The sequence below is a fragment of the Mesorhizobium sp. URHB0026 genome, assembly GCF_054059755.1.
The window spans coordinates 1505121-1527726 of sequence record NZ_JBSSCN010000001.1 but is presented as its reverse complement, the minus strand read 5'-3'; the positions used below and the strand labels follow the sequence as shown (position 1 = coordinate 1527726).

Below are 22606 nucleotides of genomic sequence, written 5' to 3'. Positions count from 1 at the left end.
TTTCTGGCATAGATCCATGATGAAGAACGGCCCTCGAATTATCACCGTAGCCAACCAGAAAGGCGGTGTCGGCAAGACCACCACCGCCATCAACCTGGCCACTGCGCTGGCGGCAATCGGTGAGAAAGTGCTGATCGTAGACCTCGACCCGCAAGGCAATGCCAGCACCGGCCTCGGCATCGACCGCAAGGACCGGACGGTTTCGTCCTATGACGTGCTGACGGGCGAACTGGACCTGGAGGCCGCCGCCATTCCGACCGCGGTGCCCGGCCTTTCCATCGTGCCTTCGACGCTGGACCTGCTCGGCATCGAGATGGAGATCGCCTCGGCGCCAGACCGGGTGCTCAAGCTGCGAAATGCGCTGCGTGCCGCGACCGAGCGCGGGGCGCCCTTCGGCTATGTGCTGATCGATTGTCCGCCCTCGCTCAATCTTTTGACTTTGAATTCAATGGCGGCAGCCGACTCTGTTCTCGTACCGCTGCAATGCGAGTTCTTCGCGCTGGAGGGTCTCAGCCAGTTGCTCGAAACCGTCGAGCAGGTTCGCCGCTCGATCAATCCTGATCTTACTATCCAGGGCATTGTGCTGACCATGTATGATGGTCGCAACAATCTCGCCAACCAGGTGGTGCAGGACGTGCGCGAGCATATGGGTGACAAAGTCTATGAGACGATCATTCCGCGCAATGTGCGGGTGTCGGAAGCCCCCTCCTATGGCAAGCCGGCAATTCTCTATGACCTGAAATGCTCGGGCAGCCAGGCCTATCTGCAATTGGCCTCCGAAGTGATCCGCCGCGAGCGCAAATTGCGCGCCGCTTGACCAGATCCAGTGCATACTAAGAGCCGATTCGATACCGAAACGATCTGAAATAGACGTGGAATAAAGATGAACGAAGATCTCTCGAGGAAAAGACTGGGTCGCGGACTGGCAGCACTGATCGGCGAGATCGATCGGTCGGCTGCCCCGGAAAAGCCCGGCATGAGCGCGGACGGCAAGGTGCCGATCGAGTTCATCAGCGCCAACCCGAAAAATCCGCGCCGGCATTTCGGCGATGCCGAACTGACCGATCTTGCCCAGTCGATTCGCGAACATGGCGTGGTGCAGCCGGTCGTGGCACGGCCCTCGCCGACGCAGGCCGGCCGCTACGAGATCATTGCCGGCGAGAGGCGCTGGCGGGCCGCGCAGCGCGCCGGGCTGACCGAGATTCCGGTCATCATCCGCGACGTCAACGACCGCACCGCGCTCGAGCTGGCGATCATCGAGAACGTCCAGCGCGCCGACCTCAACGCGGTCGAAGAAGCGCAGGGTTACCAGCAACTCATCGACGACCATGGCTACACCCAGGCCGATCTCGGCCAGGTCATCGGCAAGAGCCGCAGCCATGTCGCCAACACGTTGAGACTGTTGAAGCTGCCCGACGTGATCCGCGACATGCTGGTCGACGGCGCGCTGTCGGCGGGCCACGCCCGCACGCTAGTGACGGCGGAAGATCCGGCCGGCCTCGCCAAGCGCATCGTCGAGGAGGGACTTTCGGTGCGGCAGGCCGAAGCGCTGGCGCAGATGCCGGCCGTCGCCGTTTCCACCGGCACCAAGCCAGCCGCGGCAGCCGAAAAGGACGCCGACACGCTGGCGCTGGAAAAGCTGCTCACCGACACGACCGGCATGATTGTGTCGATCGACCACAAGGGCAAGGGCGGGGTGCTGCGGGTCGCCTATCGGAGCCTGGAACAGCTGGACGAGCTGTGCAGGCGGCTGAAGCAGGATTAAAGCGTTTAGCCGGCAAATTATGCGGCTTTATTCCCCACGATCGGCGCCGCCCCTCATCCCCTGCCGGGACCTTCTCCGCGTATAGAGACGGGGAGAAGAAGCTGGCTGCGACGCCGGCGCCTTCTGTGGCGCTGGCGATTTGGCGAAAGCAGCGAGAAGAGCATCCCTCGCCGTTTACGGGGAGAGGATGCCGGCAGGCAGGTGAGGTCAGCGCCGGCGGAAATCAGCTTGGCGCGGGGGGGTGGGCCCAATTGAGATAGGCCGGCGGGACGGCGCCCCTCTGCCTTGCTGGACCCGGCCCTTCGCTGGTCGCTCCGGGCGTTCGTCGTTTCGGAAAGCCAAGCAATTGGCTTCCCGTCCGCGACGCGGATCACTCCGAACCCCCACAAGGGGGAGACTGGCCGCTTTCTACCGCTGTCCCAGCCTAGCGCTCTCCACCGCGATTCCCAACAGCGCCTGCCTTGCCAGCGCGACCGACAGGTCCGGGCGTCGCCGCGTCTGCAGCACGGCCTGATGCAACCGGGTCAGCGCGCGGCCGAGCGCTTCGCTGTTCCAGCGCTCCAGGGTCTTCTCCACCAGCTTGCGCCTGGAGAAAAAGACCGGCGGGCGCGCGGCGGCAACGACGGAAGCGGCGTTGCGGCCGCCAGTCTCCATCTGGCCGCGCATGACCTGGATCTGCTGTAACTGCCGCATCGCCGAGGACAGGACCTGGAAGGGCTGCCCGCCGCCCTGGCAGTGGCGCGTGAAAGCGGTGTCGAAATCGCCGACCTTGCCTTCGAGCAGCGCGTCGACGGCGTCGTCGTAAGAGGCGCCGGACACGTCGCCGGACATGGCTCTCACCTCTTCCAGCCCGATCTCCTTCTCGCCGTGCGCGTAGAGGACGAGTTTTTCGATCTCGCCGCGCGAGGCCAGCCGGTCGCCACCGAGATTGCGGCGCAGCGCCTGCCGCGCCTCCAGCGTCATCGACATGCCGGCCTTGCGCAGTTCGTCGTCGATGACGGTGTCGATGTCCCTCGCCTCGTCGGCGTAGCAAGGAAGCGCCATGGCATTGTCGGCGCCCTCGACCACGGCGCGCAGCCCGACGCCTTTCTTCAAATCACCGGCTTCAATGAGAATGATGGCGTCCCGCACCGGCTCCGCCGTCAGCGCCTTGACGTCGTCGGCCAGTGCCTTCTGGCCGCTGGCATTGCGCACCCAGAGCAGCCGCCGGTCGGAAAACATTGGCACGGTGCGGGCCTCGTCGAGCAGGCGGCCCTCGTCGCGATCGACCTCGGAACCCTCGAGCCTGACCACCGAGAACGGGTCGTCGAGCGGAAGGCCGGTCTTTCCGGCAAAGGCCTTGGCCCGCTCGGAGACAAGGCCGCGATCGGGGCCATAAAGCAGGACGATCGAGATGCGCGGATCAGGCCGCGCCAGCCAACCGTCGACCTCATATGCCTTCTTCTGTGCCATGGAGGGTGGTTAGCATGATGCTGGGAGGGAGTGAACGTCTTCCTGCTCGGATCGCCAACGTCGGCGAACCCCAAGTCCAGCACCAATCACCTTCTCTTGCGGCAACCAGCGCGGAACCATACGCCAAATTGCGCGCGGCCGCCCAACATCGACAAGAAATTTCGCGGACATATCTTCATCTTGAACGCGGGAAGCCGGATCGGCCGGCGCGGCTGGAACCGACACCCCGACGCATTCGCACTGGCGGCGCGGATATGCAAATATCCCACCCAGGCAACATTGGAGGACTCGAGGTCATGGCCGATGCTGGGATGTTGCGGTTTCACGTTCCGGAGCCGGAAGTGCGGCCGGGCGGGACGCCTGATTTCTCCAATGTAACTATCGCCGAGGCCGGCTCCGTGCCACGCCCCGACATCGATGTCGATCCGCGCATCATCCGCGACATGGCGTTTTCGATCATCCGGGTGCTGAACCGCAATGGCGAGGCCGTCGGGCCGTGGGCCGGGCTGCTTTCCAGCGAGGAATTGCTGGAGGGCCTGCGCAACATGATGACGCTGCGGACGTTCGATGCGCGCATGCAGATGGCGCAGCGCCAGGGCAAGACCTCCTTCTACATGCAGCATTTGGGCGAGGAAGCGGTGAGCTGCGCCTTCCGCAAGGCGCTCAGCCCCGGCGACATGAATTTCCCGACCTATCGCCAGGCCGGCCTGCTCATCGCCGACGGCTATCCGATGGTCACGATGATGAACCAGATCTATTCCAACGAGGCCGATCCGCTGAAGGGCCGGCAGCTGCCGATCATGTATTCGTCGAAGGAGCACGGCTTCTTCTCGATCTCGGGCAATCTGGCGACGCAGTACATCCAGGCGGTCGGCTGGGCGATGGCGTCGGCGATCTCCAACGATTCCAGGATCGCCGCGGCCTGGATCGGCGACGGCTCGACGGCGGAATCCGATTTCCATTCGGCGCTGGTGTTCGCCTCCACCTACAAGGCGCCGGTGGTGCTCAACGTCGTCAACAACCAGTGGGCGATCTCGACTTTTCAAGGCATCGCGCGCGGCGGTTCCGGCACCTTCGCGGCCCGGGGGCTCGGCTTCGGCATCCCGTCTCTGCGCGTCGACGGCAATGACTATCTGGCGGTACACGCGGTGGCCAAATGGGCGGCGACAAGGGCGCGGGAGAATCTCGGGCCGACGTTGGTCGAATACGTTACCTACCGCGCCGGCGCGCATTCGAGCTCGGACGATCCCTCCGCCTACCGGCCGAAGACCGAGTCCGACGCTTGGCCGCTGGGTGACCCGGTCGTGCGGCTGAAGAACCATCTCATCAAGCTCGGTGTCTGGTCGAACGAACGGCATGCGCAGGCCGAGGCCGAAATCCTCGACACGGTGATCGCGGCGCAGAAGGAAGCGGAAAGCCACGGCACGCTGCATGCCGGCGGCAAGCCGTCGACACGCGAGATGTTCGAAGGTGTGTTTGCCGAGATGCCGCCGCATCTCAGGCGCCAGCGCCAGCAGGCGGGAGTCTGAGCCATGCCAAGACGGACCATGATCGAGGCCATTCGCGACGCCATGGACGTGTCGATGGAGCGCGACGACAAAGTCGTCGTGTTCGGCGAGGATGTCGGCTTCTTCGGCGGCGTTTTTCGCGTCACGCACGGGCTGCAGGCCAAATACGGCAAGAGCCGTTGCTTCGACGCGCCGATCAACGAATCCGGCATTGTCGGCTCGGCCATCGGCATGGCCGCCTACGGTTTGAAGCCCTGTGTGGAAATTCAGTTTGCCGACTACATGTATCCGGCCTACGACCAGCTGACGCAGGAAGCGGCGAGGCTGCGCTACCGCTCGAACGGCGATTTCACCTGCCCGATCGTGGTCCGCATGCCGACCGGCGGCGGCATTTTCGGGGGCCAGACGCACAGCCAGAGCCCGGAAGCCTTGTTCACCCATGTGTCGGGCCTGAAGACGGTGGTTCCGTCCAATCCGCATGACGCCAAGGGGCTGCTGATCGCGGCGATCGAGGATCCCGACCCGGTGATTTTCCTGGAGCCGAAGCGGCTCTACAACGGCCCGTTCGACGGCCATCATGACCGGCCGGTGACGCCGTGGTCGAAGCATGAGCTCGGCGAAGTCGCCGACGGCCATTACACCGTGCCGCTCGGCAAGGCCGCCATCCGCAGGGCGGGCGGGGCAGTCACGGTGCTCGCCTACGGCACCATGGTTTATGTCGCCCAGGCGGCGGCCGAGGAGACCGGCATCGACGCCGAAATCATCGATCTCAGGACGCTGCTGCCGCTCGATCTCGACACGATCGTGGCTTCGGTCAAGAAGACCGGCCGCTGCGTCGTCGTGCACGAGGCGACGCTGACCTCGGGTTTCGGCGCCGAGCTTTCGGCGCTGGTGCAGGAAAACTGCTTTTACCACCTGGAGGCGCCTGTGGCCCGCGTCGCCGGCTGGGACACGCCTTATCCGCATGCGCAGGAGTGGGAGTATTTTCCCGGTCCCGCGCGTGTCGGCCGCGCCTTGCTTGAAACCATGGAGGCCTGACATGGGCGAGCACATCATCAAGCTGCCCGATGTCGGCGAGGGTGTCGCCGAGGCCGAGCTCGTCGAATGGCATGTGAAGATCGGCGACATCGTGCGCGAGGACACGGTGCTCGCCGCCGTGATGACCGACAAGGCGACGGTCGAAATCCCGTCGCCCGTCGATGGCGAGATCCTGTGGCTGGGCGCCGAGATCGGCGACACGGTGGCGATCGGTTCGCCCATCGTGCGGCTGAAAGTAGCGGGCGAGGGCAATATGAAAGCCGGCAAAGTGGCTGAACCGGCGACCGGGGTGGAGCCGCCCGCCAGGCTGCCGAGCCCGAAGCCCGAAGCCGCCTCGCCACCCAAGCCGGCAAAGCCCGCCGAGACACCGGCGAAATCGGCATCGTCGTCGTCGGCGCCGAAAACCGTGACACGCTCCTCGGCTTCGGGCGCGCCGCGTCCGGAAGGCGAAAAGCCGCTGGCCTCGCCCTCCGTTCGCCTGCGGGCGAAAGAGACGGGCATCGACCTCAGGCAAGTTTCAGGCAGCGGCCCGGCCGGTCGCATCGGCCATGAAGACATCGAGGCCTTCCTGGCGCGCGGCCCGCAAGTGGCCAGGGCACCGGGCCTCGCCCGCAACGATGCGGTCGAGGACATCAAGCTGGTCGGCTTGCGGCGCAAGATCGCCGAGAAGATGACGCTGTCGAAGTCGCGTATCCCGCACATCACCTATGTCGAGGAGATCGACGTCACGGCGCTCGAGGAACTGCGCGCCGCGCTCAACAAGGAAAAGCGTGCCAAGGGAGGCGCGGAGAGGCCGAAGCTGACCTTGCTGCCATTCCTAATGCGGGCCATGGTCAAGGCGATCGCGGACCAGCCCCAGCTCAATTCCCTGTTCGACGACGAGGCCGGCATCATCCACCAGCATGGCGGCATCCATATCGGCATCGCCGCGCAGACTCCGTCGGGACTGGTGGTGCCTGTCGTCAAGCATGCCGAGGCGCGCGACGTCTGGGACTGTGCCGCCGAGGTCGCCAGGCTGGCCGAGGCTGCGAAGTCGGGAACGGCGACACGTGACGAGCTGTCCGGCTCGACCATCACCATCACCTCGCTCGGCGCCATGGGGGGTATGGCGACGACGCCCCTGATCAACCACCCCGAAGTGGCGATCGTCGGCGTCAACAAGATGATGGTGCGGCCGGTTTGGGACGGCACGGGGTTCATTCCGCGCAAGATGATGAACCTGTCGTCGAGCTTCGACCACCGCGTCATCGACGGCTGGGACGCGGCGGTGTTCATCCAGCGGATCAAGGCGCTGCTGGAGACGCCGGCGCTGATATTCGTGGATTGAGGATGATCTAATGCGTTCTCAGCGTGTTTCCCAGTCGCTTTACATTGAGCGCCGCGCTGCCCCTCATTGCCCTGCCGGGCATTTCTGCCCGTATAGTGACGGGGAGAAAGACGTTGTCATCGAGGGTTTCGCCAATCACCAGCGTTGCAAAGAGAAGGCCGGCGTTGCGGCCAGCTCGCTTCTCCCCGTCACTATACGGGGAGAAGGTGCCGGTAGGCGGAAGAGGGGCAGCGCTAGGCCGGATGGGAGGGCGTCACCGGCAGTTTTCACCAGAAGGACGCTGCCAACATGAAGGAAATCTCCTGCAAGCTGCTCGTCATCGGCGCCGGTCCGGGCGGCTATGTCTGCGCCATTCGTGCGGGACAGCTCGGCGTCGATACGGTCATCGTCGAGGCTGCGAAGCCCGGCGGCACCTGCCTCAATGTCGGCTGCATCCCGTCCAAGGCGCTGATCCACGCGGCGGAGGAATTCGAGAAGGTGTCGCACATGGCCGGCGGCAACAGCCCGCTCGGTATTTCGGTCACCGCACCGGTGCTCGATCTGGCCAGGACCATCGCCTGGAAGGACGGCATCGTCAGCCGGCTCAACAGCGGTGTCGCCGGCCTGCTGAAGAAGGCCGGGGTGAAGACCGTGCATGGCTGGGCGAGGTTTCGCGACGGCAAGACCGTCGAGGTCGAGACCGAGACCGGAAGCCAGGTGATCCGGGCCGAGACGATCGTGATCGCCACCGGCTCGGCGCCGGTCGAATTGTCTTTTCTTCCCTTTGGCGGGCCTGTGATCTCGTCCACGGACGCGCTGGCCCTGAGTGAGGTTCCCAAGAAACTCGCTGTCGTCGGTGGCGGCTATATCGGGCTCGAACTCGGCATGGCCTTCGCCAAGATGGGCTCCGGGGTCACCGTGGTTGAAGCCTTGCCGCGCGTGCTGGCGCAGTATGACGCGGAGCTGACCCGACCTGTCGTCAAGCGGCTTGCCGCGCTCGGCGTCGAGGTGATGCTGGGCGCCAAGGCCAAAGGGCTATCGACAGACGGCGATGCCCTGCTGGTCGAGACATCGGACGGCAAGAGCACCAAGGTCGCCGCGGACAAGGTGCTGGTGACGGTCGGCCGCAAGCCGGTGACGGAAGGCTGGGGGCTCGACCAGATCGATCTCGACAGGGCCGGAAAGTTCATCCGTATCGACGACCAGTGCCGGACCTCGATGCGCGGCATCTTCGCCATCGGCGACGTCACCGGCGAGCCGATGCTGGCGCACCGGGCGATGGCACAAGGCGAAATGGTCGCGGAGATCGTCGCCGGCCACAAGCGCAGCTGGGACAAGCGCTCGATCCCGGCCGTCTGCTTTACCGATCCCGAGCTGGTGACGGCGGGTCTGTCGCCCGAAGAGGCCAAGGCGCAGGGCGGCGAGATCAAGATCGGCCTGTTTCCCTTCGCCGCCAATGGCCGCGCCATGACGAAGCTCGGCGAAGACGGCTTCGTCCGCGTCGTGGCGCGCGCCGACAATCACCTGGTGCTCGGCATCCAGGCGGTCGGGCAGGGCGTGTCGGAACTGTCGGCGGTGTTTGGGCTGGCGCTGGAAATGGGGGCACGACTGGAAGATGTCGCTGGCACCATCCATGCCCATCCGACGCAAGGCGAAGGATTCCAGGAAGCTGCGCTCAAGGCGCTCGGGCACGCCCTGCATATTTGAGCGGGCGGTGGGGCCTACCCCTTGGAAGGATACGGCGGCGCCCCTACGCCGCTCATCCCGCAAGCCGGCTCACCATGTCATGCTGGGCATAGGCCCGGCCGAAGCGGTTGGCGAGGAAGGCATCGAGTGCGATGTCCTCCTGCTTGACGAAGCCGGTCGCCGGCAGCGATCCGTCCGCCAGCATGTCGAGCACGGCGCAGATGCCAGACGCGGTGGTGATCTGGATGGCGCTGCGCACCTCTTGACCGATGCGCCGGGAATAGATCTTGTTGGCGTAGGTCTCCTGCAGCAGACGGCCGTTCCTGCGGCCGGAGACGGTGACGAAGACGATGACCACGTCCTGCAGCGTCGCCGGCAGGGCGCTTTCGAAAATATCCTTCAGCACGTCGCGGCGATGACGCAGGCCAAGGTCGTTGAGCAGCGCCTTCATGATCGCTGCGTGGCCGGGATAGCGGATGGTGCGGTAGTTCAGCGTGCGTACCTTGCCCTTCAGCGTCTCGGCCAGCGTGCCGAGGCCGCCGGAGGTGTTGAACGCCTCGTAGGTGACACCGTCGAGCGAAAACTCCTCGCGCTCCTCCAGCGGCGGCACTTCGACCAGCTCGCCCTCGACGATCGCCTCGCAAGGCTCGCAATATTCGTTGATGACGCCGTCGGTGCTCCAGGTCAGATTGTAGTTCAGCGCATTGGACGGGTATTGCGGCAGCGCGCCGACGCGCATGCGCACGCTTTCCAGCGTGTCGAAGCGGCTGGCGAGATCATTGGCGACGATCGAGATGAAGCCGGGCGCCAACCCGCATTGCGGGATGAAGGCGCTCTTGGCGTCGCGCGCCAGTTCCTTGACGCGGCGCGTCGAGACGACATCCTCGGTGAGATCAAGATAGTGCACGCCAGCACTTGCCGCCGCCTCGGCGATGCGCGTGGTGAGATGGAAGGGGGCGGCGCTCAGCACCGCGAACTTGCCGGCGAGCGCTGCTTCAAGCGCACCGGGCGCCGCGATGTCGAGTTCCAGCGTCTCCACGCCGGCTGGGACTTCCGCCGCGGCGAGCTGCGCCGCCGAGCGGTCGAGGAGGGTGACCTGATAGTCTCCCGTCCCGGCAAGCATTTCGGCGATGGTCGAGCCGATCTTGCCGGCCCCGACGATAACGATCTTGTTCATGATCAAATTCCCCTGCGATCCGTGTTCGCGGAAATCATCGCAACTTGCCTGTCGAAAGGAAGCATGGAATTCTGCAAACTGAACCCAATCTTTTGCCGATCCGCCGAAGGATTTCGTCGAAATGCTCAGTGATGCCGAACAGGCCCTGCTCTCGCTGCTGCGCGCCAACGCGCGCGCCTCGACGGCCGAACTGGCGCGGCGGCTCGGCGTGTCGCGCACTACGGTGCAAAGCCGAATCGAGCGGCTCGAGCAGCGCGGCATCATCACCGGCTATGGCGCCCGGCTGGCGCCGGACTATGAGCAGGGGCTGGTCAGGGCGCATGTGCTGCTCACCGTAACGCCCAAGCTGGCTGACAAGGTGGTGCGCAGCCTGCAGGCGCTGCCGCCGGTCAGAACGCTGCACTCCGTCAGCGGCAATTTCGACATGATCGTCATCGTCGACGCGCCGTCGATCCGCGACCTCGACACGCTGCTCGACCAGATCGGCGCCATGGAGGGCGTGGAGCGGACATCGTCGTCGATCATCCTGTCGACGCGCATCGACCGCTGAATGGACTTTCAAGCTGGTTTGGCCAGCACCGGTAATTTGTCGGCTAATCCATCACCAAGGGAAAACTCACCGCCACGCCCAGCCCGGGCCGGCAGTCCTCGAGCGCGATGGTCGCGCCGTGCAGGTCGGCAATGGCCCTGACTAGGCTGAGGCCGAGGCCGCTGCCTGGCGTCGATCGGCTGTGGTCCAGCCGGTAGAGACGCTGAAACACTTTTTCGCGCTCGTCGGCGGGAATGCCGGGGCCATTGTCGGCGACGCCAGCAAGCACGCGGTCGTCCCGGCGCGTCACCGAGAGTTGGATGGATGTGCCGGGCGGGCAATGGCGCAGCGCATTCTCGACCAGGTTGGCGAACATCTGCGTCAGCAGTTCCGGATCGCCATGGATGCGGTCGGCGGTCTGACGCAGCTCGACCGATGACAGCACCTTGCCGTCGTCCTCGGCCACACCGGCGTAGATTTCGGCGATGGTCTCGAGGATCTCGCCGAGAGCGACATCGGTGAAGCGCGCCTTGCGCGCGCCGGCCTCGATCTGCGCGATGCGCAGCAGCGCGTCGAAGGTCTCGTTGATCTGATGGCCCTCGCCGCGCGCGTCGGCCAGATCATCGGAGACGTCCTGGCGTCGTGCGGCCTTGTCGGCGGCGCTCTCCAGGATCATCTGCAGGCGGTTCAGCGGCGTCTTCAAATCATGCGCGATGTCGGCGCTGACCTGCTTCATGCCCTCGACCAGCGCCGACAGGCGGTCGAGCGCCGCGTTGATCTGGCCGGAGACGATGTCGATGTCGTCGTCCTTGCCGGTCAGCGGGATGCGGGTGTCGAGGCGGCCATGCGAAACGTCGACCATCGTGGCGGCAATGCCGTCGAGACGGCGCTGGACGCGCGAGGCGAGCAGGGCGCCGCCGGCGACAGCCAGGCCGGTGATGATCAGCGTCGCCCAACCGAAGCTCATCAGCATGATCGTTTCCAGTTCCTCGGTCTCGGAGAGGCTGAAGGCGATGGTCAGCGTGTTGGCGCCGACCGAGCCGGAATAGGCGCGATATTCGGTGTCCGGCGGCAGGCCCGGCATTTCGGCGCCGAACATCGAGAAACCATCGGGAAGCCCGGCCGCGGTGAAGTTCCCGGCAATACGGCTGCCGGCCGCGTCGGTCAGCGAATAGAGCTGCTCCTTCCTGGGGCTGCGCGCGGAGTGGTTTTCGACCGTCTCCACCAACTCCCTGAGATCCTTGTCGGCATAGGTCGCGGCGATGACGGCAAAGGTCTCGCTGATGGTGTCGTCGAGCTGCTCGGCAAGGTCGGCGCTCATCATCTGGTAGACGATGGCGCCGGACAGCACGAAGGCCAGCATGAACAGGAAGGCGAACGTCAGGGCAAGCCGGAATGGCGTGCTGCGCAGCAGGCGGGTCCGGGTCGCGGTCATCGGGTCGCGATCACTGGGAGAGCGGCGCGTGCAGGGTGTAGCCGGTGTTGCGGATGGTGTGGATGAGCTGGGTGCCGAACGGCTTGTCGACCTTGGTCCGCAATCGGCTGATATGGGTTTCGACGACACTGGTCTTGGGATCGAAATGGAAATCCCAGACGCGTTCCAGCAGCATGGTGCGGGTGATGACGCGGCCCTCGCCGCGCATCAGCACCTCGAGCAGGCTGAACTCCCTCGGCTGCAGGTCAATTGGGTGGCCCTGCCTGACGACGCGCCGCATGATGAGGTCCATTTCGAGGTCGGCGACCCGCAGAACGGTCTTCTGTTCCTGCGCGGCCGGCCGTCGGCCGAGCGCGTTGATGCGGGCAAGCAGCTCGGAAAAGGCGAAGGGCTTGACCAGATAGTCGTCGCCGCCGGCCTCGAGCCCCTCGACGCGGTCGTCTATGCCGCCGACCGAAGTGAGGAAGATCGCCGGCGTGCGCACGCCGGCGGCGCGGACAGCCTTGACCATCGAAAGACCGTCGAGGCCCGGGATCATCCGGTCGGCGACGATCACGTCGTAGCCGCCGCTGGTCGCGGCGAAAAGCCCGTCATGGCCATTGCGCAGGAGGTCGCAGACATGGCCGGCCTCGGTCAGGCCGCGCACGATATAGTCCGCCGTCCTGTGGTCGTCCTCGACGAGAAGTAGCCGCATCGCTGTTCCCTGGCTGCCGGTATCGGCGACAGGCTATCACCGGCTCGGGTTCGTTCCTAGGATGGTCGCGCCGGCGGCTCAGTCCGATTCCAGCAGAATCTCGTCGGCATCGTCGGGGGTGGTCTTCAGCGTCATGTAGAGAACGAGCGCGATGATGCAGCCGAGGAAGATCAGGCTGGTGAAAATGGTGCCGAAACCGAGGCCGCCATATTCGGCCGGCTGTGACAGCCAATCGCCGAAAGAGGCGCCAAGCGGACGCGTGAGTATATAGGCGAGCCAGAACGCCAGGATGGCGTCCAGATGGAAGAGATACCAGGCAAGCGCGATGAGCGCGATGACGCCGCCGAACAGCAGCCCCGTGGTCAGATAGCCCAGGTCGAAGGTCTCGGCGACGAGGTCGCCGGCGGCGGTGCCGAGCGAGAAGGTGAACAGGATCGCCAGCCAGTAGAAGATTTCGCGCCTGGTGGTGAAGATGGTGTGGATCGAGAGCGTCCGTTCGCTCGCGTACCAGACCGCGAATGTCGCCGCCAGCATCACCGAGAAGGCAATCGTGGTGGTCTGCAGGCGCACGCCGAAATTGTCGACGAGATTATCGGTGACCAGCGTGCCGACGACGCTGATCAGCACCACCGCCAGCCAGTAGGCCCAGGGCACGTAACGTTTTTGCGCGAATTGCAGGGCGAGGGCGACGATCAGCACGCCGGTCATGATCAGCGAGGTGACGGTCAGGCCGAGGCCGAGGTTGACGGCGAGATAGTCGGCCGCCGTCTCGCCCATGGTCACCGCCATCAGCTTGACCAGCCAGAAGTCGAGGGTGACGTCCGGCACCCTGTTTCGGCTCGGGTGTGTGTGGGGTGCGAGCATGGCTGATGTCCTCGATGGCCGGGTCAGGTTACTTGCCCATGACCTTCATGGCCTGGGCGAAGAAGTCGTCGGCGCGCTTGTCGTCGTCGGCATTGCAGCGCTCGATGCCCTTGGTCTCCAGTTCCGAAACTTTGCCCTTGTCGCCGGCGCTCAGCTTGGCTGTCGCCTCGGCGGCGCGAAGGGTCTTCAACGTCTCCTCGCAAGGCGCGGTGGCCGCGAAAACGGAGGAAATCGACGCCGAGACGGCGAGGGTCCCCACTGCGACGGCAAGTGCAAATTTTCTCATGAAAGCATCCTTTCCCTGACCTGGTCGAAGCCGGCCGCCGAGGTGGCGGGCCGGTATTCCAACCATAGGGAAGTGACTTCTCACCAGCCTGTCCGGCGCCATACAAATTCGTAAGGATGCGGTGGCCGACGCAAAAGGCCTTTACGAATGCCTCGCGATGCGCTGATAGAGGATAAGCGCCTTGTATCCGCCATCAATGGCGTGCCCCAATGGCCGGGCCTGCACCAGTGCCCAGGAAAACACGAAAATGACCTACGCTTCCCTCAAGCCGGTTTCACAGGCTTTCGACCAGCGCAAGCGGCTGATATTCATCCGGGTCGCGGCGGCGCTGGCGGTGCTGCTGCTCTTCCTGACCAAACCGGCGCTCAGCGAAGGCTCCAACGGCCACGAAACGCTCGAATTCTTCGGCTTCTGCCTGGTGCTCGCCTGCGTCGCCGGCCGGCTGTGGAGCATCCTGTATGTCGGCGGCAAGAAAAATGAAGAGCTGGTCTCGACGGGACCATTCTCGATGAGCCAGAACCCGCTCTACTTCTTCTCGACGGTCGGCGCGGTCGGCATCGGCCTGCTCTACGGCTCGCTGGTGGCCGCCGCCGCGCTCGGCGCCGCCAGCTTCCTGATCTTCCGCGTCACGGCGCGCAAGGAGGCGGAATATCTCCTGGGCAAGTTCGGCCCGGTCTATGGCGCTTACATCAAGGCGACGCCCCGGTTCTGGCCAAACCCGCTACTCTACCACGACAATGACGAGCTGCAGTTCTCGACCCGGGCACTGAGGCGCACCTTTTTCGACGGGCTCTATTTCCTCGCCATCTTCCCGGCCATCGAGCTGATCGAGTATTTCAGGGAGACAGGCGTGCTGTTCCCGGCCTTCATCACGCTGTACTGAGCAGTTCGCCACGGGAATTTGCGCGGCTGATCGGCCATCACGAATGTCGATCGTCGTTCATGGGAATCGAAACTAGCTTCCCAGCGGATAAGGCATGTAGCCGACGAAGCCGGCTATCTTCCAGCTCGCGCCAACCTTTCGGCAGAAGTACAATGTCTGCCACTTCAGCCGATCGACGCTGCCATCCGCCTTGGCGACGCTGCCGTCGAACTTCTTGTGCAGCACGGCGCGGTCGCCGTCGACATCGATGTCGCGCAGATTGGTGACGCGAAACAGCGCCTCGCGCAGCGGCTCGGCGAATTTGGTCGCCGCCGTTTCCTTTGCCTGGCGCAGCCACTCGTCGCGGTAAATCTCCAGCCGCGGGAATTGCAGCCGCCAGGCATCGGCATTGGCCAGGAAATGCGCATGCATGCCGAAGAAGCTTTCGGCGATGAAATCGTTTTCGACCATGGCCCAGTCCTGGCCGATGAAGGCATCGATGTCGCGCCGCACCAGCATCTCCCACAGCGCGTGACGGTCGGCGTCGCCGGAAGGGAACGGGTTCTTGTCGAAGGTCATTGTCGAGGATCTCCGGTTTCGCAAGGGCGTCTATCCGTCGTGGCGTCGAGCCCGTCCGGCAAACGCGCACGATGCAAGCGCTTCTGTAATAAAGCAACACGGATTTCGAACAATGTTGCTTTCCAACAAGGGCCTCTATCGGGAACGCCGCGATCGCGGTAAATCTCGTCCCAAAGCCGCCACCTCGGTGTCCGGCCATGTCATCGGAGGAGGCCGTCCCTTGCCCAAGCAGACTTTCGGAACGTCCCATGTGCCGCTGTCGCCCGCCGTGCGGGCCGGCGATTTTGTCTTTGTCTCGGGCCAGGTTCCGGTTGGCGGCGACGGCATCGTGGTCAAGGGCGGCATCACGGAGCAGACCGAGCAGGTGCTCGCCAATGTGAAGGCCGCATTGGCGCTCGCCGGCTGCACCCTGGACGACGTGGTCAAGACCACCGTCTGGCTCGAGGACGCGCGCGACTTCGGCGCTTTCAACGCGGTCTATGCCAGGCATTTCCCGAAAAATCCGCCGGCACGCACCACGGTCGAATCGCGGCTGATGATCGACATCAAGATCGAAGTCGAGGCCGTCGCCTACAGACCGGCTTGAAACGATAATTGGGCCAATCGGAGGTTCCAACAAATGCAATTCGACCTCCTGGTGAAGGGCGGACGGCTGATCGACCCGGCGGCCGGCGTCGATGTGCCGCGCGATGTCGCCATCGCCAATGGCCGGGTCGCCACGATCGACGCCGACATTCCAGCGACCAGCGCCGCCCAGGTGATCGACGCCACGGGTTGCATCGTGGCGCCCGGTCTGGTCGACCTGCACAGCCACGTCTACTGGGGCGGCACTTCGCTCGGTGTCGACGCCGACAGGCTCGCCGCCAAGAGCGGCACCACCACTTTCATCGACGCCGGCAGCGCGGGCGCGGGCAATTTCCTCGGCTTCCGCCGCCATGTCATGGAGCGTTCGAAGGTGCGCATCCTGGCCTATGTCAACATTTCCTTTGCCGGCATCTTCGGCTTCTCGCAGACGGTGTCGGTCGGCGAATGCAGCGATCTCCGTCTCTGCGAGCCGCGCGAGGTGGTGGCGGCGGTGCGCGAGCACGCCGACGTCGTCGTCGGCGTCAAGGTGCGGTCCGGCAAGCATGCCGGCGGCACAAGCGGCATCGCGCCGGTGGATCTGGCGCTGGAGGCCGCCGACAAGGCCGGCCTGCCGCTGATGGCGCATATAGACGAGCCGCCGCCCGGCCGCTCCGAAGTGCTGCCGCGCCTGCGCCGGGGCGACATCCTCACACATTGTTTTCGGCCCTTCCCCAATGCGCCGGTGTTCGCCTCCGGCATGGTGCGGCCCGACATGCGGCTGGCGCGCGAGCGCGGCGTTATCTTCGATCTCGGCCATGGCATGGGTTCGTTCGACTTCGAGGTCGCCCGCGCCATGCTGGCCGAAGGGTTGGCGCCCGACGTCATCTCGAGCGACGTGCATCTCTACTGCGTCGACGGGCCGGCCTTCGACATACTGGTCTGCATGTCGAAGCTGATGGCCCTCGGCATGCCGCTGGTCGAGGTTCTGCGGGCGGCGACGCAAGGGCCGGCGCGGGCGATCGCAAGGCCGGATCTCGGCACGCTGGCGGTCGGCACCGTCGGCGATGTCGCCGTGCTTCGCCAGCGGTCGGGCCGCTTCACCTTCGTCGATGCGATCGGCGCATTGCTGGTCACCGACCAGCGGCTGGTGTCGGAAGGCATCGTCATCGGCGGCACATGGTGGCCGAACGAGGCGGCAAACGATGTCGGCGAGACCGAAGGTTTCGAGGCGCATGCCCGGCACACCCATGTCGATATCGCAGCCCGGCACTTTGGCCACAGCCACGATTGAGCCAGGCCGGTTAGTCAGTGAGCGGTCGAAGGACTATCGGACGGGTACGCCGCATCCACTGCGTTGACGAAACTCTCGGCGCCTACTGTCGTCAAAAGCTCGACGCGCTCGCGGATAAGATCGTCACTCCAGTTCCACCATTGCGACGACTGCAAACGCTCAATAATTTCAGGCGCGAATCTGTACCGGATGATACGAGCGGGATTGCCGACCGCGATGGCATAGGGCGGGACGTCCCTGGTGACGATGCTGCCGGCGCCCAGCACAGCGCCATTGCCGATCGTGACACCCCCAAGGATGATGCCGCGAGCGCCAATCCAGACATCGTGGCCGACCGTGATGGGTCCGTTGCCCTCGTCGCCGGGCGCATTCCGGATTTTTCCGTTCGCAAACTGGATCGGATAGGTGGTCACGGCGTCGAGGCGATGCTTCGCCGCGCAGATGAACAGAACACCCGGGCCAATCGAGCAGAACGAACCTATGCGAACCGGCACGTTCTTGTGCGGACTGAAGAACGATTCCTTGTTGAGGCCGTAAGTATGACGACCGATCTCGACGCCTGGCAGTGGCGGCAACGGGTCCTTCTTCAGTCCCAGCTTTATGCGAAGCCCTCTCAACAGTCCCACCGGCTTCCCCCCAGAATTGCCAGGCATACAGGGGCGACTACTCACCCTATCTGAAAAGTTCGCAAGCAATTTCGAGTACGTGCCCACCGCTACTTGCGTTACCCGGTCAGGAATTGCTCGGCTTCCCGTAGACTGGCGTCCCGACACCCTCCATCCGCGCCTTGATCTGCAGCGCCACGTATTTCGAGTAAAAACGCGACAGCGCCAGGTTGCCGCCGTGGAACCACAGTGCTTCCTGCGCCGTCGGCTTCCACATGTTGCGCAATTCGCCTTGCCAGGGGCCGGGGTCGCCCTTGACGCCGGAGCCGAGGCCCCAGCAGGGTCCGACCTTGTCGGCGACCTCGCGCGAGACGAGCGCCGCCACGTTTTCGTTCATCGACTGGTAGCCGGTGCAGGCGATGATGGCGTCGGCCTCGAGCTCGCTGCCGTCCTCGAACAGGATGCCTTTCGCCGTCAGCGATTCTATCGCGACGCCGCCGCGGATACCGACCTTGCCGTCGATGATCAGGTCCGAGGCGCCGACGTCGATGTAGTAGCCGGAGCCGGTGCGGTAGGCCTTCATCAGCAGGCCGGTTTCGTCGTCGCCGAAATCGAGCGCGAAGCCGGAGGCGGCGAGACGCTCGTAGAATTCGGCGTCGCGCACGCGGATGACGTCGTAGAGCGCGCGCTGGCCCTTGGGCACCAGCGCGAACGGCGTCGAGGCAACGATCATGTCGGCCTTCTCGGTGGTGATGCCGCGCCTCAGCGCGTCTTCGGAGAATATCTCGAAACCGACCTGCATCAGCGTGTCCGACTTGACCACGGTGGTCGGCGAACGCTGGATCATCGTGACGTCGGCGCCGCTCTCCCAGAGGTCGACGCAGACGTCGTGGCCGGAACTGGCCGCGCCGATGACGGCGACTTTCTTGCCGCGGAGTTTCTCGCCGCTGGCATACTGGCTGGAGTGCAGCAGCTCGCCCTTGAACTGGTCGGAACCCGGCAGGTCGATCTTGCGCGGCGGACCGTAGGCGCCGGTGGCGAAGACGATGTGCTTCGGCTTCAGCGTGATGCGCTGCCCGACGCGGTCGACCACAACGGTCCATTCCTTCTCCGCCTCGTCGAAGCTGGCGCTAAGGCATCTGGTGGCGACCCAGTAATTCAGCTCCATGACGCGCGTGTACATTTCCAGCCAGTCGCCCATCTTGTCCTTGGGCGTAAAGACGGGCCAATTGTCGGGGAATGGAATGTAGGGCAGATGGTCGTACCAGACCGGATCGTGCAGCACGAGCGTGCGGTAGCGGTTGCGCCAGGAATCGCCCGGCCGTGCGTTCTTCTCGATGACGATGCTGGGCACGCCGAGCTGCCGCAGCCGTGCGCCGAGCATGATGCCGCCCTGGCCGCCGCCGATGACCAGGCAATAGGGCTGCTCCGTTACGCCGAGTTCGCGCGCCTCGCGCGCCCGCGCTTCCGACCAGGTCTCGCGTTCCGGGTCCGCCTTGTGGCGCACGCCCAGCGGCCGCGCCGCGCCCTTGCGCTCCTCGAACCCTTTCAAGTCGGTCATCGCCGTGAACAGGGTACGGCAGCGGCCGTCGCGCAGCCGCATAATGCCTTCGCCCGTGGCCGCCGCCGTTTCGAATGTGAACCAGGCCTCGATGGTGCCGTCATCCGAGGTCGCCTCGCCGGTGAGCCGCCACGCGGCAGGCTTGGTCGTCGCCAGCGTCGCTTTCAGCATGTCGGCGATGGCCTCGCGGCCTTCCATCGTCGTGACGTTCCAGGTGAAGGTCAGCAGGTCGCGCCAATAGCAATCGTCGACGAACAGGTTGCTTGCGGCGGGAACATCGCCGGCTTCGAGCGCTTGCGCCAGGGATGCGAGCCATGCGGCTGCCTGTTTCGTCGGTGCCATTTCGAGCATTTCTTCCCTCTTGCTGCATCCGCCCAACCTGAGTTGGGACGGTAATTGTTGAACCCGGCGCTGCCCCTCATCCGCCTGCCTAATCCCCGAGCGGCTCCATTTCCTTGCCCGTGCGGTGGATCTGGGCGTTGTATTTGATGCGGCGCACGGTCTCGCGGGCCGGACCGTCGAGCTTGTAGGCCGAGGCCACCGCCAGGAGGTCGATCATCGCCAGGAAGGCGAAGCGCGAGGCCGTCGGCTTCAGCGTGTCGGGATATTCGGGCACGGCAACCGTCAGCTTGACGTCGCAGGCGCGGGCGAGCTCGGTATCGGGTGCCGTCACGGCGATCGCGTTGGCGCGATAGTGCTTGGCGAGTTCGACCGCCTCGATCACCTCGCGCGTGCGCCCGGTCGCCGAGATGGCGACCACCAGGTCGCCGGGCTTCAGCGTCGAGGCGGTCATGCGCATCAAATAGGGGTCGCACTGGGCGCTGATCGAGATGCCATAGCGAAACAGCCGGTACTGAGTTTCCTGCGCCAGCGCCGAAGAGCTGCCGCCGAGCCCGAATACGGTGACCTGGCGGGCCCGGGCGATCAGCTCGGCGGCCTTTTCCAGCTCACCCGGATCGAGTTGCCGCTCGGCTTCCTGCAGCGCCCGGCGCGCTTCGCCGAACACCGCGTTCCAGAACGGCATGGCGGCGTCTCCCTCCCTGGCCGGCGACGTGTCCAGGTAGAGTGCGCCGACGACGAGGCTCTGCGCCAGCTTCAGCTTGAAATCGCGCACGCCCTCGCAGCCTATGGCCCGGCAGAACCGGGTCACCGTCGGTTCGCTGACCCCGGCTCGCTGGGCCAGCGCCGCGTTGGAAGCGTCGACGGCATATTTGACATTTTCGAGCACGACATCGGCGACGCGGCGTTCGGCCGGGCGCAATTCGCCGTAGGAATCCTTCACCAGTGAGATGATGTCGGGAATGCGCCGGACGGGTTCGCCCCCGGCTCCCTCTTCGTCCGCGATCGTATGGCTGGCAGCTTCGGTCATGAAGGCGGTGTTCCCTACCCCGTTTTCGACCTGACCTCTTATCATGTTCGCACGCTGTCGTTCCATGCGCACGGCACCGCTGCAACCGATGCGTGCCGCCAGGGCAGCTGCGTGTGCGTCTGACAAATCATGTAGGAAAGCAACACGGATTTCAAGGCAAAGAATACCACATCAAAACAGATAGTTATACCAAGCCAGCGATTCTCGTACCACGCTTGCCATCGTCGACGCTTGACAGCAAAGTAGGATAGTTACACACTGATTTCTGGCAGTCTGATGACCATTGGATCATCACGCAATCTCCGAGGGGCGGATGAACGCGGGCGAGATAACAACGCCGAAGCTTGGCGTGCAGGCAGCGACCAAGATCTATCACACGGCGTCCGGCGACCTCTTGGCGCTGGACCGCTGCAGCCTCGACGTCAGAGCCAATGAAATCGTCTCAATCGTCGGCCCGTCCGGTTGCGGCAAGACCACGCTGTTGTGGTCGATGTCGGGGCTGCACGGCCTGACAAGCGGCGCGATCAAGCTCGACGGCAAAGAGATTTCCGGGCCGCATCCCGATATCGGCATCGTTTTCCAGGAAGCCAACCTCCTGCCCTGGCGCAATCTCGACGCCAACATCCGCTTCCCCTTCGAGATCAAGGGCGAAAAACCGGACCGCGCCTGGATCGCGCATCTCCTGAACCGCGTCGGCCTCGACGGTTTCGGCGGCAAGTTCCCGCGCGAGCTTTCGGGCGGCATGCAGCAGCGTGCGGCGATCGTGCGGGCGCTGGCGCTGAAACCGTCGGTGCTTTTGATGGACGAGCCGTTCGGCGCGCTCGACAGTTTTACCCGCGAGGAGATGAACCGGCTGGTCGAGGAGATCTGGCTCGACACCAAGACCACCATCGTCTTCATCACCCACTCGATCGAGGAAGCGATTTTCCTCTCCGACCGCGTCGTGGTGCTGAGCGCGCGGCCGGGCCGCGTCGCCAAGGAGTACCGCGTGCCGTTCCCGCGGCCGCGCTCCCTGGAGATCATGGCGACGAAGGAGGTGTTCGACCTCACCAACCGGATCAAGATGGACATTGTCGGAGAGCGCACCAGACCGAAGGCGCTGGAGCGACCGAGCGCCGAGATCGTGAGGATCAGGCCATGAGCGACGCCATTCCCGAATTTTCGAGGGCGAAATCAGGTGATGGGCAAGACGTCAGCCTGACCAACCTCTCGGCCTTCGCCAGCGGCCCGGGCATCAAGTCGGGCAAGGAGGTGGCGGCCATCCTCGCCGTCGCCGTCATCATCATCGGCGGCATCGAACTGGCGCTGCGGCTGTTCCATGTGCCGCTCTACATCATGCCGCCACCGAGCTCGATCGCGTATGCCCTGTTCGACGAGTTTCCGCTGATCGCGCCGCATCTCGGCTATACGCTGGTCGAGCTGGTGTCCGGCTTTGCCGTCGGCGCCGCCGTCGGTCTTATGCTGGCCGCCGTCATCACCCAGTTCCCGTTCGCGGAAAAGATCGTCGCGCCGTATATATTGCTGCTTGTCACCACGCCCATGCTGGCGCTGGTGCCGTTGCTCATCCTGCGTTTCGGTTTCGGCTACACGCCGCGTATCATCGCGGTGGCGCTGGCCGCCGGACCGATGGTGATGATCAATGCCGCCACCGGCTTTCGTCGCGTCGACAGCGCCAAGATCGCGCTGGCGCGGTCCTATGGCGCCAGCACCTTGCAGATCTTCTGGAAAATCCGCGCGCCGATGGCGCTGCCGATGATCCTGGTCGGGCTGATGATCGGCGCCATTTTCGGCCTGCTCACCGCCGTCGGCGCCGAGATGGTCGGCGGTGGCTTCGGCCTCGGCAACCGGCTCACCACCTATTCGTCGATGATCCAGATGCCGCAATTCTTCGCCGTGGTGCTGATCCTGTCGATGCTCGGCATTCTGATCTACGTGCTGTTCTTCCTCATCGGCAAGAAATGGGCGAGCTGGGAGGCTTGAAGCGAAGGCAATGAGCACGCCCGGAGGCGGGCGGCAGACCAACAATCAACAAAGG

General features: G+C 64.6%; 21 protein-coding genes and 1 pseudogene. 12 read left to right on the top strand and 10 right to left on the bottom strand.

All coding sequences use genetic code 11. The features are described from left to right. Positions 1-16 precede the first annotated feature (16 nt). Positions 17-817 (top strand): ParA family protein, encoded by an 801-nt coding sequence (locus tag ACVWWD_RS07760; protein ID WP_031251964.1) that lies wholly within the window; start codon positions 17-19, stop codon positions 815-817. A 66-nt stretch (positions 818-883) separates the two neighbouring features. Further along, entirely contained in the window at positions 884-1765 is an 882-nt protein-coding gene (locus ACVWWD_RS07755; RefSeq protein ID WP_457102989.1) for a ParB/RepB/Spo0J family partition protein, read from the top strand. 408 nt (positions 1766-2173) lie between these two features. Here ACVWWD_RS07755 and holA read toward each other — a convergent pair whose 3' ends face one another. Next, positions 2174-3217, bottom strand: coding sequence for a DNA polymerase III subunit delta (holA, locus tag ACVWWD_RS07750; protein WP_352548884.1), 1044 nt, complete (start codon positions 3215-3217; stop codon positions 2174-2176). A gap of 296 nt (positions 3218-3513) precedes the next feature. Between holA and ACVWWD_RS07745 the strand changes: the two genes are divergently transcribed. From ACVWWD_RS07745 to lpdA, 4 genes are all read left to right on the top strand, one after another. Continuing rightward, positions 3514-4746, top strand: a complete 1233-nt coding sequence (locus ACVWWD_RS07745; protein ID WP_023771933.1) for a 3-methyl-2-oxobutanoate dehydrogenase (2-methylpropanoyl-transferring) subunit alpha — start codon at positions 3514-3516, stop codon at positions 4744-4746. Positions 4747-4749: 3 nt separating this feature from the next. Beyond that, entirely contained in the window at positions 4750-5763 is a 1014-nt protein-coding gene (locus ACVWWD_RS07740; protein ID WP_023771932.1) for an alpha-ketoacid dehydrogenase subunit beta, read from the top strand. 1 nt (position 5764) lies between these two features. Next, positions 5765-7090 (top strand): dihydrolipoamide acetyltransferase family protein, encoded by a 1326-nt coding sequence (locus ACVWWD_RS07735; RefSeq protein WP_457102988.1) that lies wholly within the window; start codon positions 5765-5767, stop codon positions 7088-7090. Between the two features lie 288 nt (positions 7091-7378). Beyond that, on the top strand, positions 7379-8776 hold the full coding sequence (gene lpdA, locus ACVWWD_RS07730) for a dihydrolipoyl dehydrogenase (RefSeq protein ID WP_352548880.1): 1398 nt from the start codon (positions 7379-7381) through the stop codon (positions 8774-8776). A 52-nt stretch (positions 8777-8828) separates the two neighbouring features. Here lpdA and ACVWWD_RS07725 read toward each other — a convergent pair whose 3' ends face one another. Beyond that, positions 8829-9932, bottom strand: a complete 1104-nt coding sequence (locus ACVWWD_RS07725; protein ID WP_352548879.1) for a saccharopine dehydrogenase family protein — start codon at positions 9930-9932, stop codon at positions 8829-8831. Positions 9933-10029: 97 nt separating this feature from the next. On the opposite strand from ACVWWD_RS07725, the pseudogene ACVWWD_RS07720 reads away from it, so the two are divergent. Further along, a pseudogene (locus tag ACVWWD_RS07720) lies at positions 10030-10482 on the top strand (Lrp/AsnC family transcriptional regulator); the annotation flags it as partial. Positions 10483-10525: 43 nt separating this feature from the next. Here ACVWWD_RS07720 and ACVWWD_RS07715 read toward each other — a convergent pair. The 4 genes from ACVWWD_RS07715 to ACVWWD_RS07700 form a co-directional block, all read right to left on the bottom strand. Beyond that, positions 10526-11896 (bottom strand): sensor histidine kinase, encoded by a 1371-nt coding sequence (locus ACVWWD_RS07715; RefSeq protein ID WP_457102987.1) that lies wholly within the window; start codon positions 11894-11896, stop codon positions 10526-10528. A 10-nt stretch (positions 11897-11906) separates the two neighbouring features. Next, on the bottom strand, positions 11907-12590 hold the full coding sequence (locus tag ACVWWD_RS07710) for a winged helix-turn-helix domain-containing protein (RefSeq protein WP_457102986.1): 684 nt from the start codon (positions 12588-12590) through the stop codon (positions 11907-11909). A 78-nt stretch (positions 12591-12668) separates the two neighbouring features. Beyond that, complete coding sequence (locus tag ACVWWD_RS07705; RefSeq protein ID WP_352553900.1) at positions 12669-13454, bottom strand: COG4705 family protein; 786 nt, start codon at positions 13452-13454, stop codon at positions 12669-12671. Positions 13455-13482: 28 nt separating this feature from the next. After that, positions 13483-13740 carry a hypothetical protein gene (locus ACVWWD_RS07700; RefSeq protein WP_352553902.1) on the bottom strand — a complete coding sequence of 86 codons (258 nt, stop codon included), beginning with the start codon at positions 13738-13740 and terminating at the stop codon, positions 13483-13485. Positions 13741-13987: 247 nt separating this feature from the next. Here ACVWWD_RS07700 and ACVWWD_RS07695 point away from each other — a divergent pair, with 247 nt between their 5' ends. Then, positions 13988-14623 (top strand): methyltransferase family protein, encoded by a 636-nt coding sequence (locus ACVWWD_RS07695; protein WP_023782055.1) that lies wholly within the window; start codon positions 13988-13990, stop codon positions 14621-14623. A 72-nt stretch (positions 14624-14695) separates the two neighbouring features. Here ACVWWD_RS07695 and ACVWWD_RS07690 read toward each other — a convergent pair whose 3' ends face one another. Continuing rightward, positions 14696-15181, bottom strand: a complete 486-nt coding sequence (locus tag ACVWWD_RS07690) for a hypothetical protein (protein ID WP_140788985.1) — start codon at positions 15179-15181, stop codon at positions 14696-14698. Positions 15182-15401: 220 nt separating this feature from the next. Here ACVWWD_RS07690 and ACVWWD_RS07685 point away from each other — a divergent pair, with 220 nt between their 5' ends. Both ACVWWD_RS07685 and ACVWWD_RS07680 read left to right on the top strand, forming a co-directional pair. Continuing rightward, on the top strand, positions 15402-15767 hold the full coding sequence (locus ACVWWD_RS07685; protein WP_023782057.1) for a RidA family protein: 366 nt from the start codon (positions 15402-15404) through the stop codon (positions 15765-15767). Between the two features lie 33 nt (positions 15768-15800). Continuing rightward, positions 15801-17036, top strand: a complete 1236-nt coding sequence (locus tag ACVWWD_RS07680; RefSeq protein WP_457102985.1) for an amidohydrolase/deacetylase family metallohydrolase — start codon at positions 15801-15803, stop codon at positions 17034-17036. A gap of 14 nt (positions 17037-17050) precedes the next feature. Here the strand turns inward: ACVWWD_RS07680 and ACVWWD_RS07675 are convergent, their stop codons facing one another. From ACVWWD_RS07675 to ACVWWD_RS07665, 3 genes are all read right to left on the bottom strand, one after another. After that, complete coding sequence (locus tag ACVWWD_RS07675; protein ID WP_352553653.1) at positions 17051-17611, bottom strand: CatB-related O-acetyltransferase; 561 nt, start codon at positions 17609-17611, stop codon at positions 17051-17053. Between the two features lie 157 nt (positions 17612-17768). Next, the gene (locus ACVWWD_RS07670; RefSeq protein WP_352553655.1) at positions 17769-19553 is read right to left on the bottom strand and encodes an NAD(P)/FAD-dependent oxidoreductase; all 1785 of its coding nucleotides are present in this window, start codon (positions 19551-19553) and stop codon (positions 17769-17771) included. Positions 19554-19632: 79 nt separating this feature from the next. Beyond that, a complete protein-coding gene (locus ACVWWD_RS07665) occupies positions 19633-20571 on the bottom strand; it encodes a MurR/RpiR family transcriptional regulator (RefSeq protein ID WP_352553656.1) in 939 nt (312 codons plus the stop codon). 313 nt (positions 20572-20884) lie between these two features. On the opposite strand from ACVWWD_RS07665, the gene ACVWWD_RS07660 reads away from it, so the two are divergent. Beyond that, on the top strand, positions 20885-21712 hold the full coding sequence (locus ACVWWD_RS07660; RefSeq protein WP_023771917.1) for an ABC transporter ATP-binding protein: 828 nt from the start codon (positions 20885-20887) through the stop codon (positions 21710-21712). After that, entirely contained in the window at positions 21709-22551 is an 843-nt protein-coding gene (locus ACVWWD_RS07655; RefSeq protein WP_023771916.1) for an ABC transporter permease, read from the top strand. Before ACVWWD_RS07660 ends, ACVWWD_RS07655 begins: the two co-directional genes overlap by 4 nt. The last annotated feature ends 55 nt before the right edge of the window (positions 22552-22606 follow it).

Bases quoted from the DNA above. Each gene is read 5' to 3' on its own strand.
- ACVWWD_RS07760 (WP_031251964.1), top strand. From the start codon at position 17: ATGATGAAGAACGGCCCTCGAATTATCACCGTAGCCAACCAGAAAGGC.
- ACVWWD_RS07755 (WP_457102989.1), top strand. From the start codon at position 884: ATGAACGAAGATCTCTCGAGGAAAAGACTGGGTCGCGGACTGGCAGCA.
- holA (WP_352548884.1), bottom strand. From the start codon at position 3,217: ATGGCACAGAAGAAGGCATATGAGGTCGACGGTTGGCTGGCGCGGCCT.
- ACVWWD_RS07745 (WP_023771933.1), top strand. From the start codon at position 3,514: ATGGCCGATGCTGGGATGTTGCGGTTTCACGTTCCGGAGCCGGAAGTG.
- ACVWWD_RS07740 (WP_023771932.1), top strand. From the start codon at position 4,750: ATGCCAAGACGGACCATGATCGAGGCCATTCGCGACGCCATGGACGTG.
- ACVWWD_RS07735 (WP_457102988.1), top strand. From the start codon at position 5,765: ATGGGCGAGCACATCATCAAGCTGCCCGATGTCGGCGAGGGTGTCGCC.
- lpdA (WP_352548880.1), top strand. From the start codon at position 7,379: ATGAAGGAAATCTCCTGCAAGCTGCTCGTCATCGGCGCCGGTCCGGGC.
- ACVWWD_RS07725 (WP_352548879.1), bottom strand. From the start codon at position 9,932: ATGAACAAGATCGTTATCGTCGGGGCCGGCAAGATCGGCTCGACCATC.
- ACVWWD_RS07715 (WP_457102987.1), bottom strand. From the start codon at position 11,896: ATGACCGCGACCCGGACCCGCCTGCTGCGCAGCACGCCATTCCGGCTT.
- ACVWWD_RS07710 (WP_457102986.1), bottom strand. From the start codon at position 12,590: ATGCGGCTACTTCTCGTCGAGGACGACCACAGGACGGCGGACTATATC.
- ACVWWD_RS07705 (WP_352553900.1), bottom strand. From the start codon at position 13,454: ATGCTCGCACCCCACACACACCCGAGCCGAAACAGGGTGCCGGACGTC.
- ACVWWD_RS07700 (WP_352553902.1), bottom strand. From the start codon at position 13,740: ATGAGAAAATTTGCACTTGCCGTCGCAGTGGGGACCCTCGCCGTCTCG.
- ACVWWD_RS07695 (WP_023782055.1), top strand. From the start codon at position 13,988: ATGACCTACGCTTCCCTCAAGCCGGTTTCACAGGCTTTCGACCAGCGC.
- ACVWWD_RS07690 (WP_140788985.1), bottom strand. From the start codon at position 15,181: ATGACCTTCGACAAGAACCCGTTCCCTTCCGGCGACGCCGACCGTCAC.
- ACVWWD_RS07680 (WP_457102985.1), top strand. From the start codon at position 15,801: ATGCAATTCGACCTCCTGGTGAAGGGCGGACGGCTGATCGACCCGGCG.
- ACVWWD_RS07670 (WP_352553655.1), bottom strand. From the start codon at position 19,553: ATGCTCGAAATGGCACCGACGAAACAGGCAGCCGCATGGCTCGCATCC.
- ACVWWD_RS07665 (WP_352553656.1), bottom strand. From the start codon at position 20,571: ATGACCGAAGCTGCCAGCCATACGATCGCGGACGAAGAGGGAGCCGGG.
- ACVWWD_RS07660 (WP_023771917.1), top strand. From the start codon at position 20,885: ATGAACGCGGGCGAGATAACAACGCCGAAGCTTGGCGTGCAGGCAGCG.
- ACVWWD_RS07655 (WP_023771916.1), top strand. From the start codon at position 21,709: ATGAGCGACGCCATTCCCGAATTTTCGAGGGCGAAATCAGGTGATGGG.